The 17,442-nt window shown below is 33.1% G+C and carries 17 protein-coding genes; all 17 read right to left on the bottom strand.

What is annotated here, in order from left to right; genetic code table 11:
- Positions 1-147 precede the first annotated feature (147 nt).
- The gene (locus ACSULM_RS01565; protein WP_436859996.1) at positions 148-477 is read right to left on the bottom strand and encodes a YpoC family protein; all 330 of its coding nucleotides are present in this window, start codon (positions 475-477) and stop codon (positions 148-150) included.
- A 6-nt stretch (positions 478-483) separates the two neighbouring features.
- Complete coding sequence (nth, locus tag ACSULM_RS01560; protein WP_436859995.1) at positions 484-1,143, bottom strand: endonuclease III; 660 nt, start codon at positions 1,141-1,143, stop codon at positions 484-486.
- Positions 1,133-1,819 (bottom strand): DnaD domain-containing protein, encoded by a 687-nt coding sequence (locus tag ACSULM_RS01555; protein WP_436859994.1) that lies wholly within the window; start codon positions 1,817-1,819, stop codon positions 1,133-1,135. Before ACSULM_RS01555 ends, nth begins: the two co-directional genes overlap by 11 nt.
- A 94-nt stretch (positions 1,820-1,913) precedes the next feature.
- Positions 1,914-3,206, bottom strand: a complete 1,293-nt coding sequence (gene asnS / locus ACSULM_RS01550) for an asparagine--tRNA ligase (protein ID WP_436853891.1) — start codon at positions 3,204-3,206, stop codon at positions 1,914-1,916.
- 85 nt (positions 3,207-3,291) lie between these two features.
- A complete protein-coding gene (locus ACSULM_RS01545; RefSeq protein ID WP_436859993.1) occupies positions 3,292-6,000 on the bottom strand; it encodes a helicase C-terminal domain-containing protein in 2,709 nt (902 codons plus the stop codon).
- Positions 6,001-6,027: 27 nt separating this feature from the next.
- Entirely contained in the window at positions 6,028-6,999 is a 972-nt protein-coding gene (locus tag ACSULM_RS01540; RefSeq protein WP_436859992.1) for a biotin--[acetyl-CoA-carboxylase] ligase, read from the bottom strand.
- Positions 6,986-8,191, bottom strand: coding sequence for a CCA tRNA nucleotidyltransferase (locus ACSULM_RS01535; protein ID WP_436859991.1), 1,206 nt, complete (start codon positions 8,189-8,191; stop codon positions 6,986-6,988). Before ACSULM_RS01535 ends, ACSULM_RS01540 begins: the two co-directional genes overlap by 14 nt.
- Positions 8,184-9,332 (bottom strand): N-acetyl-alpha-D-glucosaminyl L-malate synthase BshA, encoded by a 1,149-nt coding sequence (bshA, locus tag ACSULM_RS01530; RefSeq protein ID WP_436859990.1) that lies wholly within the window; start codon positions 9,330-9,332, stop codon positions 8,184-8,186. Before bshA ends, ACSULM_RS01535 begins: the two co-directional genes overlap by 8 nt.
- A gap of 33 nt (positions 9,333-9,365) precedes the next feature.
- Entirely contained in the window at positions 9,366-9,683 is a 318-nt protein-coding gene (locus ACSULM_RS01525) for a nucleotide pyrophosphohydrolase (protein ID WP_436854241.1), read from the bottom strand.
- A 211-nt stretch (positions 9,684-9,894) separates the two neighbouring features.
- Positions 9,895-10,590, bottom strand: coding sequence for a zinc metallopeptidase (locus ACSULM_RS01520; protein WP_436859989.1), 696 nt, complete (start codon positions 10,588-10,590; stop codon positions 9,895-9,897).
- A gap of 39 nt (positions 10,591-10,629) precedes the next feature.
- The gene (locus ACSULM_RS01515; protein WP_436859988.1) at positions 10,630-11,229 is read right to left on the bottom strand and encodes a DUF1405 domain-containing protein; all 600 of its coding nucleotides are present in this window, start codon (positions 11,227-11,229) and stop codon (positions 10,630-10,632) included.
- A 4-nt stretch (positions 11,230-11,233) separates the two neighbouring features.
- The gene (locus tag ACSULM_RS01510; RefSeq protein ID WP_436859987.1) at positions 11,234-11,794 is read right to left on the bottom strand and encodes a YpiB family protein; all 561 of its coding nucleotides are present in this window, start codon (positions 11,792-11,794) and stop codon (positions 11,234-11,236) included.
- An 18-nt stretch (positions 11,795-11,812) separates the two neighbouring features.
- Positions 11,813-13,060: a tetratricopeptide repeat protein gene (locus ACSULM_RS01505; protein ID WP_436859986.1), complete on the bottom strand. Its 1,248-nt coding sequence runs from the start codon at positions 13,058-13,060 to the stop codon at positions 11,813-11,815.
- 4 nt (positions 13,061-13,064) lie between these two features.
- A complete protein-coding gene (gene aroA, locus ACSULM_RS01500) occupies positions 13,065-14,363 on the bottom strand; it encodes a 3-phosphoshikimate 1-carboxyvinyltransferase (protein ID WP_436859984.1) in 1,299 nt (432 codons plus the stop codon).
- A gap of 12 nt (positions 14,364-14,375) precedes the next feature.
- Positions 14,376-15,443 carry a 3-dehydroquinate synthase gene (gene aroB, locus ACSULM_RS01495; RefSeq protein WP_436859982.1) on the bottom strand — a complete coding sequence of 356 codons (1,068 nt, stop codon included), beginning with the start codon at positions 15,441-15,443 and terminating at the stop codon, positions 14,376-14,378.
- Positions 15,444-15,483: 40 nt separating this feature from the next.
- Complete coding sequence (aroC, locus tag ACSULM_RS01490; protein WP_436859981.1) at positions 15,484-16,650, bottom strand: chorismate synthase; 1,167 nt, start codon at positions 16,648-16,650, stop codon at positions 15,484-15,486.
- 277 nt (positions 16,651-16,927) lie between these two features.
- On the bottom strand, positions 16,928-17,377 hold the full coding sequence (ndk, locus tag ACSULM_RS01485; RefSeq protein ID WP_436859980.1) for a nucleoside-diphosphate kinase: 450 nt from the start codon (positions 17,375-17,377) through the stop codon (positions 16,928-16,930).
- Positions 17,378-17,442 lie beyond the last annotated feature (65 nt).

The following is a 17,442-nucleotide window of genomic DNA, read 5'->3' as shown; positions in this document are numbered from 1 at the left end:
TATAAATCATCGACCAAGAAAGTGTCTTAATTGGTGTACACCTTATGAAATTTTCACTGTAAGTCTGTTGCAGTTAAATTGACAATTCATCATAAACAAAAAACTGAGAAAGTATTAACCACACTTTCTCAGTTTCTCTAATTGATATTAAAATTTATGTTTTTGCATAATTTGATAAGCTGCATTCATTTTAATGAGTTCAGTTTTGAGTGTTTTCATCTGACTATAGCCCATAAAATGATATTTACGTGCAATCATGTAATCATATCGCTCTTCAAAATTCATAGGAACGACTGGATAATTTTCAAGTTCATTGAATTTAATGACATCTATGTCATTGATTTGTTTAAAATATTGTTCAATTAAATCAAAATAGTCATCTAACAATTTTTTAGCTTCTTTAGAATTTAATTGTTTTGCTTTTGCATATTCATCAAGGTGTACTTCTATTCTTATAAAATCTTCTTTTGTTATCATATCAACTTACACCTCTTTCAATTTAGCTTTATATCGTTTTTGCCCTTCTCGACAATCTTCAAATAATGGACAGACATCACATTTAGGACTTCTAGCAAGACAATGATAACGACCGAAAAAAATGAGTTGGTGATGCGTTTTATTCCAACGTTCTCTTGGAACGACACGACATAATTTATCTTCAACTTGTCTAACATTATCTTTCCATCTACAAATACCTAATCGTTTAGAAATACGTTCCACATGCGTATCTACAGCTAGTGATGGTTCACCAAACGCGACACTCATTACCACATTAGCTGTTTTTCTACCTACACCTGCTAAGCTTTCTAATTCAGCATGTGTGTGTGGTATATGTCCATCAAATTTGTCTAGTAGTGATTGTGACAGTTTTTGTATATTTTTAGCTTTATTTCTATATAAGCCAATAGTACGTATGTCATTTTCGAGTTCTGATAAATCAACATTTAAATAATCTTCAGGTGTTTTATATTTTTGAAATAATTTTTGTGTTAATTTGTTAACGGAAACATCTGTAGTTTGTGCTGATAAAAGAACGGCTATTGTTAATTCAAATGCATTATCATGCTTCAATTCACATTCTGCATTTGGAAACATTTTGGCAATGACATCTACCATTTCTAAGGCTTTTTTATTACTTATCATCTGGATTCTCCCCATTTAGCCAGTCGAATTTTGGTACTTTTTTAATTGTGTGTTTCATTTTTGGTTGATTGAATTGACGACTAATTTTTTTAGAGTCTTCAATCGTTTTCACGTTATTTTTTTTCCAATTCAATAAAATACGATCCATATATTTAAAACTTAATTTATTTTGGCTCATTGCTTCGTCTAGTGCTGCTTGAATTACGCTTAAATCATGTTTATCCGTATCTAGCCATTGATTAAGTGTTTCGATTTCAAACGGTGATAGCGGACGTCCAAAGGCTTGTTCAATTTTCTGAAATAAAGTATTGAAGGCTAATTCTGTATGTTGTTCGTCTTGTTGTGAATTAATCTGTTCCATAATCTCGTTCAATTTAATATAAAATTGATCAAGATTCATATACTCAGTAAATTTACCTTCTTCGTCTTTATTGACTTTTAGTTCGAGTAAATCATGTTGAATGAGGCTTTGTATAATAGTTGTAACTTCTCTGGTGCTTAGTGAAGAGCCTTGTTGTAATGATTCAATCGTTGGTTGCTTATTTGAAGTTTCAGAGGCATGTATGAGTTTAATTAATATTATTAGTTCGGCTTCATTAATACCAAGTTGATTGTAATGATTGAGCAATTCTTGTCGTATTACAACTGGTCTGATTTTTAGTTGCTCATAATTCAAAGTTAAACTCCTCTCTGCAATGTAAAAATATGTTATAAAAACGTCCAGTCCTTGATAATAGACTGGACGTTTGATGATATTAGTACTGTAAATATTATGGGTATAAACGATTTAAGAGACGTGGGAATGGTGCAGTTTCACGAACATGTTCTACTCCTGATAACCATGCAACAGTTCTTTCTAAACCTAGACCAAATCCACTGTGTGGCACACTACCGTAACGACGTAAGTCTAAGTAATAACTATAACTTTCAGCGTCTAATTCGAACTCGCCTAAACGTTGTTCTAGTAAATCAAGATCGTTAATACGCTCAGATCCACCGATGATTTCACCGTAACCTTCAGGTGCAATTAAGTCAGCACATAGAACAGTGTCTTCATTGTCAGGATTTGGTTGCATATAGAATGGTTTGATCTTTGTTGGATAATTAGTAATAAATACTGGTAAATCGTAATGATTAGCGATGGCAGTTTCATGCGGTGCACCGAAATCTTCACCCCACTCAATATCATCAAAGCCTTGTTCTTTTAAGAATACTACAGCATCATCATAGGTAATGCGTGGGAATGGTGTTGTAACTTTTTCAAGCTTAGTTGTATCTCTGTCTAGCGCATTAAGTTCTAATTTGCAGTTGCTTAATACAGATTTGACAACATGTGTTACATATTGTTCTTGAACTTCTAAACTTTGCGCATGTTCACAAAATGCCATTTCTGGTTCAATCATCCAGAATTCAATTAAGTGACGGCGTGTTTTAGATTTTTCAGCACGGAATGTTGGACCGAATGAAAATACTCTACCATGAGCCATAGCAGCTGCTTCCATGTAAAGTTGGCCACTTTGAGATAAAAAGGCATCTTGATCAAAGTATTTAGTATGGAATAATTCACTCGTACCTTCTGGTGCACTGGCTGTTAAGATTGGTGGATCAATTTTTGTGAATCCGTTATCGTTAAAGAATTCGTATGTTGCACGAATAATTTCATTTCTTATTTTCATTACTGCGTGTTGTTTTTTAGAACGTAACCATAAATGGCGATGATCCATAAGGAATTCTGTTCCATGATTTTTTGGTGTAATTGGATAATCGTGTGCTTCTGAAATGACTTCTATTGATTTCACTTGCATTTCATAGCCGATATCAGAACGATTATCTTCACTAATGATACCTGTAACATAAAGTGATGATTCTTGAGTGATTTCTTTTGCTTTTTGGAATACTTCCTCAGCAACTTCTGCTTTTGCAACAACACCTTGCATAAAGCCTGTACCATCTCTTAATTGTAAGAATGCGATTTTACCGCTTGAACGTTTGTTTGTTAACCAAGCACCTATTGTTACTTCTTGGCCAATATACTGTTTTGCTTGTTTTATCGTTATATTCATAACCAGTCTCCTATTATATTGATATCTTCTTTTCTTATCCTTATATATTTTAACAAAATACAAATACAACTTCTAGTTGCATGTGCTATGTTTCTTTGTTCTTAACTGTATCTTTTTTAAGTTTTTTCAGAATTGAGGAAAATTGTTTGATATCACCTTTATTTTGACGATAACTTTCTAAGGATTGTTCAAAAAACTGTTTGTAGTTGCTTCTAATCAAGCGATCATCAAATGATACAATAATCCCTTTATCATTTTCACTACGTATCAATCGCCCTAATCCTTGTCTAAAGCGAGTTACTGCATCAGGTAATACATAGTCTTTGAATGTTGAAGTGAATTCTGATTCCATAAGCCAATACTTCGTGTTATTTTGATTCATGAATGGTAGTTTGGCAATCATGACACATTTAATGCCGTTAGATTGAAAATCGAATCCTTCAAAAAATGTTCCTGTACCAAGTAAAATAGCTTTATTAAAACTATTAAATTGTTGTACGATTTTATAATTTTGATTTTGTTGTTGTGTCAAGACGACATAATCTTCAAATTCTGGCAATTCATTGATTAATTCTTGAACCATATGCATCATTTTATAGCTAGTAAATAAAATAAGGCATTTAGATTCGACAATTGATACATATTCAATGACATAGTTAACGATTGAAGTTACATAATCATTTATATTTTTATAATTATAAGATGACACATCGTTAGGAATGAATACTGTCGTTTGATTTGGTGACATGACATTAGTGTCAATTTCATATGTGTTAAAAGTGATATCTTTGTTAAACCATTGTTTGAAATTTTCAAAAGAATGATTGAACGTAAGCGTACCTGAAATAAACGTTAACGATTTAAATTTATCCAATACTTGTTGCGTTAAAATTTCTTTCACATCATAATCCTTAACATTTAGTCTAATTGTTGACTTTTGATTAATGTTTTTAATGGACAAATAACTAGTATGATTATTTTTAAGACTTTGTTCAATTTCTTTAAAGCGATTATTAATATATAAAAATTGTTTGCGCACAGATTTAATTGATTTATGACTCATACCATTGAAGAATTCTAACGTCATATTGAGCTTGTGTATCATCGCATGTAAATCATTCAATATAGGTGTAACATCAAAATGATATACAAAATGTAATTTATGAACCTCATCATCTTGAACATCAGACGATTGAATAATATTGAACATAGTAGTAAATAATTGTTCATTTAATTCATGTAATTCGTTCACTGTAGTTTTTAAACCAAAGACGTCGATTGGTGGTATATCTAATTTTTCCAGTATACGTTGTTGTTCGAGATGATCAATGGATTTAAGTAGTTTTTCATTTTCAGTCTTACCAATTAACCCCAATTGATATTTAATATCTGAATAACTGAGTTCATTCGTTACTTGATTCAATGCATAGTCTGGCAAACGGTGTGCTTCGTCAATAATACAATCATCAAATAGTTGATATATAGCATTGTCATGTGCCGCACGAATGAGATGTGCATGGTTAGTGATACCAATTTGAATGTTTTGTGCATTACGCTTTATGAAATTGAAATAATTAATATCATTGCGAACAGGGACATATGTTTCTAATTTTTGTTCGAAATACATTTTTTGTCCGCCTTTTAAATCTAACTCCTGTATATCACCTGTATCTGTTTCTGTTACCCAAATCAGTAGTTGCATTTTCAAAATGCTCACTTCATAATTATTAGATTCTTCTTTAAGTATTTGACTTATTAAACCTAAAGAAATGTAATCTTTTTTACTTTTGATTAAAGTGGCATTAATTTTAAAATCGAGTGCTTGTTTGAGTGTTGGTATATCTTTTTCAAGTAATTGATTTTGCAATAACTTGGTATTTGTTGAAATCATGACGTGTTTGCCAGTTTCAATATTATACATTAGTGATGCTAGTAAATATGCAAATGATTTCCCACTACCTAATGGTGCTTCTATCATCGCTTTTTCACTATGCATGAGTTGCTCCAGTATAATTTCAGCTAAATAAAGTTGTTGTGGGCGAAATGTTAAATCAAGTGATTGAGTAACTTTGGTATACAAATCTTTTAAAGTTCCTTCAAAATTAACGGTAGGTGCTTTAAAATCAGTTTGCTTCTTATAGATAATTTGTTCAAATTGATCATAACAATCTTCTAACAAAGTTCCATCATAATGACGGACCATTTCAAAAATAATATCATTTAAATCATATTTAAGATTTTTACTTAAATAATAAAGTTGTTTAAGTGTATCTAACGGTAATGTTTCAAATTTTTTGAAAGCCATAATCATCAATTGCGCAGTTGTTGCTGCATCTTCATCAGCTCGGTGTGCATGATTTAATACTATACCGTGCGCTTCTGCCAATTCACTTAACTGATAGCTTTTATCTGTCGGAAACGCCACTTTAAATAATTCTAATGTATCCATTACTTTTTTTGGACGATACTTGATATTACAATTCTTGAATGATTTTTTTATGAAATTCAAATCAAAGGCAACATTATGTGCAACAAAAATACAACCATCAATTTGCTTGTATATGTCTTCTGCAATTTCATGAAAATATGGAGCCTGATTCAACATGTCTTCCTCGATTGATGTTAGTGCTTGAATAAAAGGAGGAATTTCTAAATCGGTTTTAATCATTGAATGATACGTACCTATTATTTTGTTTTCGCGGACAAACGTTATACCTATTTGAATAATTTCATCGTAATCTAATTGATTACCAGTGGTTTCTAAATCCATCACTGCGTAACATGGTTTAGCCATTTGGATTCCTCCTTTCATTTAATTTATTTAAATTTCTATATCGGCACTCATTAACTGATGTTGCTGATTATGCTCATCACGAACGATTAAAAAGCCATTTTGGTCAATATCCATGGCCTCACCTTTAAATTGGACTCCATTTTCAGTGAATTTTAATTGTTTATGCCATATGTTTGATGCTGCTATATATTCTTCTCGAATCGCAGAGAAAGGCTCGTTTAGAAATTGTGCGTAACGATATTCAATATGCTGTAACAATGTTTTTAAAAATGCATATCGATCAACTTTGTCATTGTTATGTATACGAATACTCGTTGCTTTTTCAGCTAATTCGCCACTGAAATCTTTAGCTGTTTGATTCATATTGATACCAATACCACAAATTACAGCTTCTATACCATCGCTATTTGCAACCATTTCAGTTAAAAAACCGCAGACTTTACGTTGATTGATATAAATGTCATTTGGCCATTTAACGGAAACTGTTTCTTTACTAAAAGTTTGGATGGCATCACGTATACCTAATGCCATAAATAAATTGAATTTTGTAATCATATCAAATGGCACATTTGGACGTAAAACGAGAGACATCCATAAGCCCTTGCCTTTGATTGATGACCAAGGTCTGTTAAACCGACCTTTCCCTTTAGTTTGCTCGTCACTAAGTATTAAAAAGCTGTCATTGTTGCCCAACAATTTTTGTTTGGCATGTAATTGCGTAGAATCAATATTTTCAAATACTTCGATGTGATCAAATAACTTCTGAGTTTGGATGGTTGGGAATACAATGCCACTATACCATTTATCGGGCAATTGAATTAACCGATGACCTTTATGGTTTATAGAATCAATTTGACAACCTTCTGCCTTGAGTTGGTCAATAACTTTTTTGACCGCTGTTCTTGAAATGGAAAGTTGTTCCGCAATAAATTGGCCAGATATATATTCCGGTTCATATTGGTACAACATATATACTACTGCTTTACTATATTTGGACATGTGTCTTCACCCACTTTATCAAATCCGGTTTTAAGTTTTGAACGTCATCAGCTATAATTGCACATTCAATAGCACGCAACGTATCTTTTAACCATGGTCCGCTTTTTTTATTTGTTATTTCTAATATGTCTTTACCGTTAATGTCCATTTCATCACGACTTGAAATGGGTAATTGATCTGCTATGTTTGATATGGCTTTTTCGTTTAAAATGAGTGGCGATAATTGAGCGATATTATTTTCAGCTAATGTTTGCGTATAAGATAACACAGTTAATATATCTTTTTTACCGTAATCATAAACAAATAATTTTAATTGTGCTTTTGTGTGGATTTGCTTGATGTCATTTATCAACTGTTCTAGAGTTGCCACTTCTTTTTTATCACGATTGCTTATTTTTAGTGCAGTTATTTTTGCATCAACATCTGGTTGTTGCACTTTTAACATTGCTATGAATAATGTAAATGTCATAGGTATATCAATTGAAAAAGAATTCCAATCATAATGCCTGAAAAATGGTATATGTTCAAATGCTTTCAATTGCTTTAAAGTTATGAAGGCCTCATCAACATAATTTCCAGCTATTAGTTTTTCCAACTCTACCACGACGCGTTCTATGGATAAATGTTTAATATCGGCCATATGCGTTAACATTGCTTCATATGTATGTGGCTCTAGTTGGAAGCCTAGTTGTGATTGAAAACGCAACCCTCTAATGATACGTAATGCATCCTCGTTAAAACGTTCATCTGGTTGCCCGACTGTGCGAATGATTTTATTCGAAATATCAGTTTTACCGTCAAAATAATCATGGATTTGATAGTTATCGTCCATAGCAATGGCGTTCATAGTAAAATCTCTGCGTTTAACATCTTCATACAAGTCTCTTACAAAATAAACTTCATTTGGTCTTCTATGATCATCATACTCACCTTCAGCTCTAAAGGTCGTGACTTCATATTGATCATGTTGATAGACAACATTGATCGTGCCATGTTCTCTACCAATGGGAATCGTCTTCTCAAAAATTGATTCTATTTCATCGGGTGTGGCACTGGTTGTAATATCTATGTCGTGAATAGACTTATTCATTAAATAGTCACGCACTGAGCCACCCACGAAGTATGCTTGAAAGCCATGTGTTTGTAATGTTTGTATTATAGGTTTTGCCTTTTCAAATAATGAATTAGTCATTGTTACCCTCTAACATTTGTTTGTAGTAATATTCGTATTCATCAGTGATTAAGTCTGAAGCAAAACGTTCAGCAACGTCTTCGAGCATGCGTGCTTGCATTTGTTTGTAACGTTCTGGATTTGTTAATAGTTGAATTGCATAGTCACTTGCAGCATGACTATCACCTATGTCTACAATATATCCTGTTTCTTCATGTTTGATGACTTCTTTAATTCCACCTGCAGTTGATCCGATTGGTACTACTCCGGATTTCATTGCTTCAAGTAAAGTTAATCCAAAACTTTCTTTTTCACTTAGCAATAATACTAAATCTGAAATTTGATAAAACGCACTAACCCAATTTTGTTTACCTAAAAATAGTACATGGTCTTCTAAATCTAGTTGACGAGCCTTTTCCTTCATTGCCATTAATTCTGGTCCATCACCAAGTAGGATTAACTTAGAAGGAATTGATTGATGTACTTTGGAAAATGTATCGATGATAGTGTCTATACGTTTAACAGTTCTAAAGTTAGAAACGTGAATGAGTACCTTTTCATCAGCTTTAATACCATAACAGTCTTTAAGTTGTTGATCACTTTGTGTAGGTACTTCTGGTTTCGTTGGAAATTCTTTTTCTCTGACAAAATTATAAATTGGAACTATGGGTTTGTCAGTTTCTATAATGTCGTATGTTTGCTGTGCAAGTGACTGACTCACGCTTGTAACAACATCACTACCTTCAATACCAAATTTAATGGCATTTTTTAATGAATGATCGTAACCAAGTACAGTAATGTCAGTACCGTGTAATGTAGTCATGATTTTGATGTCCTTCTTAGACATGTGCTTTGCTAGGATGCCACAAACTGCATGTGGCACAGCATAATGCATATGTAATAAATCTAAATCATATTCATTGATGACTTCTGCAATTTTTGTACTTAAGGTAATATCATATGGTGGGTATTGAAATACAGCATATTGATTTACTTCGACTTGATGGAAAGTCATATTTGGTAATGGTTTACGTATTCTAAAAGGGATATTGGAAGTAATAAAATGAATATCATGTCCGCGTTCTGCTAATTTAATCCCTAGCTCAGTAGCTATAATGCCTGATCCACCCATCGATGGATAACAAGTGATGCCTATTTTCATAAGGTAGAACATCCTTTCTCTATCTTAAATCTTCTATTTACGTTCAAATCGATGTTTATCCCTTGTATTAAATTTTTGCATAGTTTCATCAAAACTTTCAGTTAAATCAATATCTAGTGAATTCGCTATACACATTAATACAAATAAATTGTCACCTAATTCTGCTTTAATTGTATTTTCAGCTTCAGAAGCTTTTTTCTTCTTTTCTCCATGGTAATGATTAATCTCTCTTGAAAGTTCGCCCACTTCTTCAGTTAAGCGTGCCAAGTTTGCTAAAGGTGAAAAGTAACCTGTTTTAAACTGACCAATATAGTTATCCACTTCTATTTGCATCTCTTTCATAGACTTCATCATATACGCCTCTCATTCTTAACGTTTTCTTATATAGTATAGACTAATTTTAGGTTTCATGCATTATTCCTGCAACAGTTAAGGCTTATAGTTATAACTAAATAAACTAAAATTTTTAAAAAGTTTTATCACTAAAATAATTGGAATAAGTATATGCTTAACATAAAGAAAAAACCCAAACTCCATATAGAAGTTTGGGCTCTGCAAAAAATTAATCACTTGATCTTGCGATAAGAATAAATCTTGCAAGTTCTGCTAATGCAACTGCAGTTGATGCAACATATGTCATTGCGGCAGCTGTTAAGACTTTTTTAGCGTGTCTGTATTCTTTTTCATTAACAATATTTAAACTCTGAATCTGTTTCATCGCTCTACTACTTGCATTAAATTCTACAGGAAGTGTAACAATTGAGAATAGTACTGCGAATGACATAAATGCAATACCTATCCATAATGCTGTAGAACCTAAAGTACTTTGTAAGCTTGTTAAAATGATACCAGCAAATACTGCTAAGTAACCAATTGAGCTACCAATGTTTGCAAGAGGTACTAATGATGTTCTGAATCTCAAGAAGAAATAGCCTTGTGCATGTTGAATCGCGTGACCTACTTCGTGAGCAGCAATTGCAGTTCCTGCAACTGATGGTCTACTAAAGTTAGCTGGTGATAACACGAGCACTTTCTTTCTAGGGTCATAATGGTCTGTTAAGAAACCTTGTCCTTCTACTACATCAACATCATAAATGCCGTTTGCATGAAGTATTTCTAAGGCAACTTCTTGACCAGTCTTACCACTTGTAGATCTAACCTGTGAATATTTTTCATAATTTGATTTAACTTTATGCTGTGCCCAAAGCGGTAACACCATCAAAATAACAAAGTATATAATCATATAAATAAAAGACAAAAACCTCACTCCTTTATAAACATTTTACTGTGTACATCATTAGTGGTCAAATATTTTAGCCTTTTTAAATTGAGTTAAACTTAAATAAAGAATTAACGGTATGATACTTAACCAAAAAGCTAAATATGCCACTCCTGCAAGATGACTAGCAATGAAATCATAATATGGATACTGCATATAAATATAGTCAATCACGTCATTATGGAATACCCAAATCATAGCAATAACAAAACCAACCATTGATATTTTAAATCTAGGATAGAATATTAAAGCCTCAATCGCCATTATGCCGTGTGAGAGAATAAGCATACATCCCGCAATTGTGATAGTGTCATACTCAATAAAAAGCAATATGTTCATTATAACTGCCCATACACCATATTTTATGAGTGTAACAAAAGCGAGCGCTTCTATAATGGGGAATTGTTTTCCTAGAATATATGCTAGGATGGCAATACATAAAAATAATGAAGCGGTAGGACTATCGGGTACAAATAATTTAAATTGTATATCCGTTGCGTTTAATTGACTACCATACCAAATATAACCATAAATAGTACCTATTAAATTACAGGTTAATAAAAAGTACAACATACCTTTATGGTAAATCATTAAATGCCAGAGTGTTTTTAAATTCATAACGTCAATCCTTCGTCGGTGTATTTACATTTCTTAACTCAAATGTATTTAGTATTTGAGTTAGTTGATAAAATAACGCCCTATCCTGCATTTGCAAACTCAAATCAATATTATCGTTTAAGTGCGCAATAATGGATGATTCACTTTGCTTAGATAATGGCATGCTATAAATATCGTGCATATAAACAGCATAGTAAGGCGATTGAAGTAATTGTTGTATCAATAAGTCATCTAATTTAGGTTCTCTGTCTAGTGATGTGTCAAAATAGATTTTAATATCAATAGCATGGTGATGTTGTGCAATATAGTCAAATATTTCATTGCTATTCACGAGTTGACTATCTGATAAAGTCAATTTAATTGCAGGTTGCTTAGTATTTATTGTAGCTAATTCTAGTGTATTATGTTGTGCAATTGGCTCATCGATAAAATGCACTTGTTGCAGTAAATCTGGCGATGATTTAAGTAAATTTAAGACCCAAACACTAATTCTAGATTTGAAAGAATAGCGAAACAGTAAATATTCAATAAAGGTAGCTTTTGACTGAAGTAACGTATCAGACATGGCATGCACCTTCCTTCATTAGAAAGACTGTAATCTTTCTGCCTCATCGTGCCAAATTTCATTTGATGGTTCTAGTTCTAGTAATTGGTTCAAAATAGTTTCAGCTTGTTTATTTTGTCCAATTTCAACTAAATAGAAATAGTAATCACTTAAAAATGCGGCTTGAGATTGTAATGTAGGATATGCGAGGTCAAAGAAATGTTGCGCTTCTTTATCGCGTTCTTCTTGACCCAGCGCAAATGCTAGATGCCACATAAATACAGGATCTAAATCTTCTTCATCTACATATTGTAATAAACCAATAAGTGCTTCATAGTCTTCTTCTTGTCGATAGAAATCACTTAATATAAGCAACGGTTCTTGGTATGCATTGTCTACTTCAAGGGCTTGTATTAATAATTGTACACCTTCATTAGCATCTCCATGTTCAATTTGGATTGCACCCGTTGAAGCCATAAGTTCTTTATAAAACTGTGTAAGTCTAAGTCCCTCTTTACCAATTTCAATAGCATCTGCATGATTGTGTTCATTTTCGTATAATTGCTGTAGATAAAAATAAGCTTGAAGGAAATCTGGGTCTTTAGATAATAAAGTTTGTACTAATTTTATCGCTTCTTGAGTTAACTCATTTTTTTCATACGCGATAGCTTTTTTGAAATAATCCTCAGAATCCATTTCATCTTCACTGATTTCATCAAACATTTTAATTGCATCACTATAATTTCCACTTTGTAAACTACAGTCTGCTAAACGAGAAAATAGATTTACGCCATTGACTTCGTATTCACCAGTCTCTAGTACTGTTTCGTATTCAGACGTGGCACGTAAATATTGGCCATCGAAATATAATAACTCTGCTAATGCATAGTGAATGATTGGATCGTTTGGCTCAATATCAATGGCTTCATCAAGTTTACTAATTGCCACTTCAAGCATATTGAGCTGTTGATATAAATCAGCTTCTAACATCAAGCGTTCAGTTGAAACTTCAACTTCACTTAAATATTCCAGTGCTTCATCAGTATGATTTTCAGCCATAAGCCCTTCTATGAAATAAATTAATAATTCACTTTCGTCTGGGTACTTATGGTAAAGCGTACGAAATACTTCTAGACCTTGAGGCATTAAACCATAGTTATATAGTGTTTCACCTAAAATAAACAATGCGTCATCTTTTGGAGAACTTAACGCATCATTTACACGTGAATCTAGGTTATCTAATTTTTGTAAGTTGATATCGTCTATTAGTTTATAGATATCTTCCATACTTTTATCCCTCTTTTTCTAATTGTTTTAACTTGGATAAAAATCCAGGGAATGAAACATTGACTGCGTCGAATTGTTCAATCGTTAAAGTTTCATCAGTCAGCAATGATGCAATCGCAAGCATCATACCAATTCGATGATCTGTAAAACTATTGACGGTTGCTGTTTGCTCTAAAGCAGAAGGATGTATAATCAAACCATCATTCGTAGGTTGTAGCGTAAATCCTAATAAATTCAACATGTTTGCTGTTGTATCTATGCGGTTTGTTTCTTTTACTTTCAATTCTTCAGCATCTTTAACAATACTCGTACCACCGGCTTGTGTACATAAAAGTGCAATAATTGGTATCTCATCAATTGCTTTAGGCACTAAATCTCCAGCTATTTGAATGGGTTTCAAGTTAGATGAGTATTGCACACGGATTGACGCAGTAGGTTCTGGACCATCTGTCTCATTAAATAATGTAATGTTACCTTCCATTTGTGTTACGACATCAATAATACCTGAACGAGTATGGTTGATGCCAACATTGTGTATTGTAATATCACTATTTGGTGTAATCAAGCCTGCAACAATAAAATATGCCGCCGAAGAGATGTCTCCTGGTACATGGAAATCAGTTGGTTGAATATGATCAATACCGCGTTGTGGCATTTCAATCGTCTGATTAGTTGTTGAGATAGGAATATTAAAATGTTGGAACATTGTTTCAGTATGATTTCTAGTCGTATCTAATTCTTTAATGTAAGTAGGTTCATTTGCAAATAAACTTGCGAATAGGATAGCGCTCTTTACCTGTGCACTTGCAACTTCCATTTCATATGTTATTCCTTTTACTTGTGCAGGTTTAATGATTAACGGTGTGTAATTATTGTTAATACCGGTAATATTGGCTTGCATATGCGTTAAAGGTTTCATAATTCTATCCATAGGTCTTTTACCTATAGATTCATCTCCGGATAGTACTGTTTCTATGCCAAGTCCACATAATAAACCGGCAACTAGGCGCGTTGTTGTACCAGAATTACCTGTATATAGCACTTGGTGTGGTGTTTGAAAATGTTTATAACCAGGAGAATCAATCTCGATTTTATCTTCATGTACCTGGATTTGTACGCCTAACAATCTGAAAATTTCTACGGTACGTAGGCAATCTTCCCCTAAGAGTGGTTTATAAATCGTTGACTTACCTGTAGCTAATGACCCCAACATAATTGCTCTATGTGTCATTGACTTATCGCCTGGAACTTCTATTTCACCAATTAATGGACCATGAATGTCGATTGTTTTACTGTTTACCATGAGTTTAGACACCTACTTTTCAAAATATGTTTTAAATATGTCAAAAGCTTGCGCTAACGTAGCTTTATCAATATGTTTAACAGTCGGATTACCAATTTCTTTTAACAATACCATTTGTACACCGTCTTCATCGTTCTTTTTGTCTTTTAACATCAATTGATATAGTGATTCGAAAGTGAAGTTTTGTACGACATCAAATGGATAATTTAAAGATTTTAGATAAGATACATAATGATTGATATCATAATTAGTACTTAACTGTAAATTAGAAACAATAAATTGGAAGATAATACCTATCATCACTGCGTGACCGTGAGGAATTTTGAATTGGTATTCAACTGCATGACCAAATGTATGACCTAGATTAAGGTATTTTCGAATGTTCGATTCTTTTTCATCTTGAACGATGATATTTAATTTTGTTTCGATACCTTTATATAAATAATACTCTATATCTGTTAAATCCTGGAGCGTTTTTTCATTTGGATATTGTGCTTCAATGTTTGCAAGGGATGATGGTCCATTTAACAATGCATGTTTATAAACTTCCGCATAACCACTCAAAATTTCTGAATATGGTAACGTTTTTAAAAAATTTAAATCATAGATAACAGCTTTTGGTCGATGAAATGCACCGATTAAGTTTTTACCATGTTTAGAATTAATGCCTACTTTTCCGCCAACACTAGAATCATGTGCCAGTATTGTAGTAGGAACTTGAATAAAATCAACGCCTCTTAACAATGTAGCTGCTAAAAATCCAGTGAAATCACCAGTCGCGCCACCTCCAACTGCTATCAGGCAAGTGTTACGTGTTAACTGCTTACTTAATAGCAATTCGATAGTTTCTTCATAGAAAGCAAATGTCTTTGCGGTTTCACCAGATGGTATAACAAATTTATATGCATCATGATCAGAAGTGATAAAATCAAGTGTTTCGTGCCACACTTGATTCACCTGTGTATCGACAAAAAGTACGATATCTTGATAGTGATTAATATATTGATGCAATTGGTCTAGTGCATGATGTTCTACTATAATAGGATAATTATTAGTATTGTACGTTGTTTCTAATTTCATGTCATCACCCTGCTATTTCATAAATTTAATAAGTCTAATATTAATATTCTATGTTTAATAAACGACGCTCTTTAATTTGCGCTTGGAGTTGTTCAATGTGATTGCATTGAAATTCTTCAAGTAAGGCTTTCGCTAATTCGAAAGCAACTACATTTTCTACAACAACACTGGCTGCCGGTACAGCACAACTATCAGAACGTTCAATTGACGCTTTGAAAGATTCTTTAGTGTTGATATCGACTGAGTTTAATGGTTTATAAAGTGTTGGAATTGGTTTCATTACGCCATTAACAACAATCGGCATACCGTTTGACATGCCTCCTTCAAACCCTCCTAAATGGTTTGAACCTCTATAATAACCTTGAGTTGTGTCATAGAGTATTTCATCCTGTATTTCACTACCTGGTTTTTCTGCGGCTTTAAAACCTTCACCGAAACTTACACCTTTAAATGCATTGATACTTACTACACCCTGTGCAATTCTACCATCAAGTTTACGGTCATAATGTACATAACTGCCAATACCTACGGGTACACCTTCGATGATAGTTTGTACAACACCACCAATTGTATCTCCAGCTTTTTTAGCCTCATCAATCTTATCACGCATAGCTTGAGCAATTTCATCATTCACTACACGAACATCATTTTTATCTATATTTGATTTAATTGTTTCGATATCGTATTCGATATCATCTTTGATGCCACCTATTTCTACCACTCTACTGTAAAATCCAATATCCAATTGTTTAAGCAAGATTTTAGAAACTGCACCAACGGCTACACGAGCAGCTGTTTCTCGTGCGGATGAACGCTCCAAGACATTTCTTAAATCTCTATGATTATATTTCATACCGCCAACTAAATCTGCGTGACCAGGACGTGGTTTGGTGATAACACGTTTCATATTTTCTTGGTCTTCATCGCTAATTGGATCAGCTCCCATTATATTTCTCCAATGTGTAAAATCATCATTCGTAACAATCAAAGTAATTGGACTACCTAAAGTATAACCATTTCTAACTCCCGAAACGATTTCTACAGCATCTTTTTCAATTTGCATACGTCTTCCACGGCCATAACCACCTTGACGCTTAAACATTTCTTCATTTATGTCTGCGACGTTGATTTCTAAATTTGCCGGAACACCTTCTATAATTACTGTTAGTTGTGGTCCATGTGACTCACCAGAAGTTAAATATCTCATACTTTATCCGCTCCATTCTTTAGCACTTTAAATTAATATATGTTCTATATCTTAACATATTCAATTGTTCAAATTAACAGAAAATTTTAAAATGATTCATAATCGTCTCACTTTATGATGATTTGCTATTTTATAAGTTTAACACTTGTACTTTTTTTATTGTATTAAACAGTTACTATTAGAATCAAAATTAATGGCTGAGTTATTAGTATAATGCTAAAAGAGCTGATTGAATGTTAACATTCAATCAGCTCTTTTAATTTGTGCGCTCATATTATTATTCGTATAACCATGCTTCACGTGATTCTGTGTAATCACTTAGTTCTTCTGGTTTGAACCAAAGATTAATTTCTTTGTCAGCAGAAGCTACTGAATCCGAACCATGGATAATGTTTCTTCCTACTGTTAAACCAAGGTCACCCCTAATTGTACCTGGTGTTGCCTCAGAAGGGTTTGTTTTACCAATGATATGGCGAGATACATGAACAGCATCCTCACCTTCAACTACCATAGCAAACACAGGTGCTGAAGTAATAAAACTAATTAAATGCTTATAAAAAGGTTTATCTGTATGTTCTGCATAATGTGCTTCAGCAAGTGATTGTGGTACAGTCATAAATTTACCGCCAACTAATTTAAGACCTTTTCTTTCGATGCGAGAAATGATTTCTCCAACTAGGTTTCTTTGTACCGCATCTGGTTTAATCATTAGAAATGTTCTTTCCATCTTGTGTAAATCCCCCTGTTTGTTATGTATCGATGACTTACCTTTAAATCAGCAGATAAGTAATC

The organism is Staphylococcus caeli (genome assembly GCF_051413795.1).
Lineage (GTDB): Bacteria > Bacillota > Bacilli > Staphylococcales > Staphylococcaceae > Staphylococcus > Staphylococcus caeli_A.
Note: the sequence above shows the minus strand (reverse complement) of the source record. Positions and strands in the feature narration are given on the sequence as shown.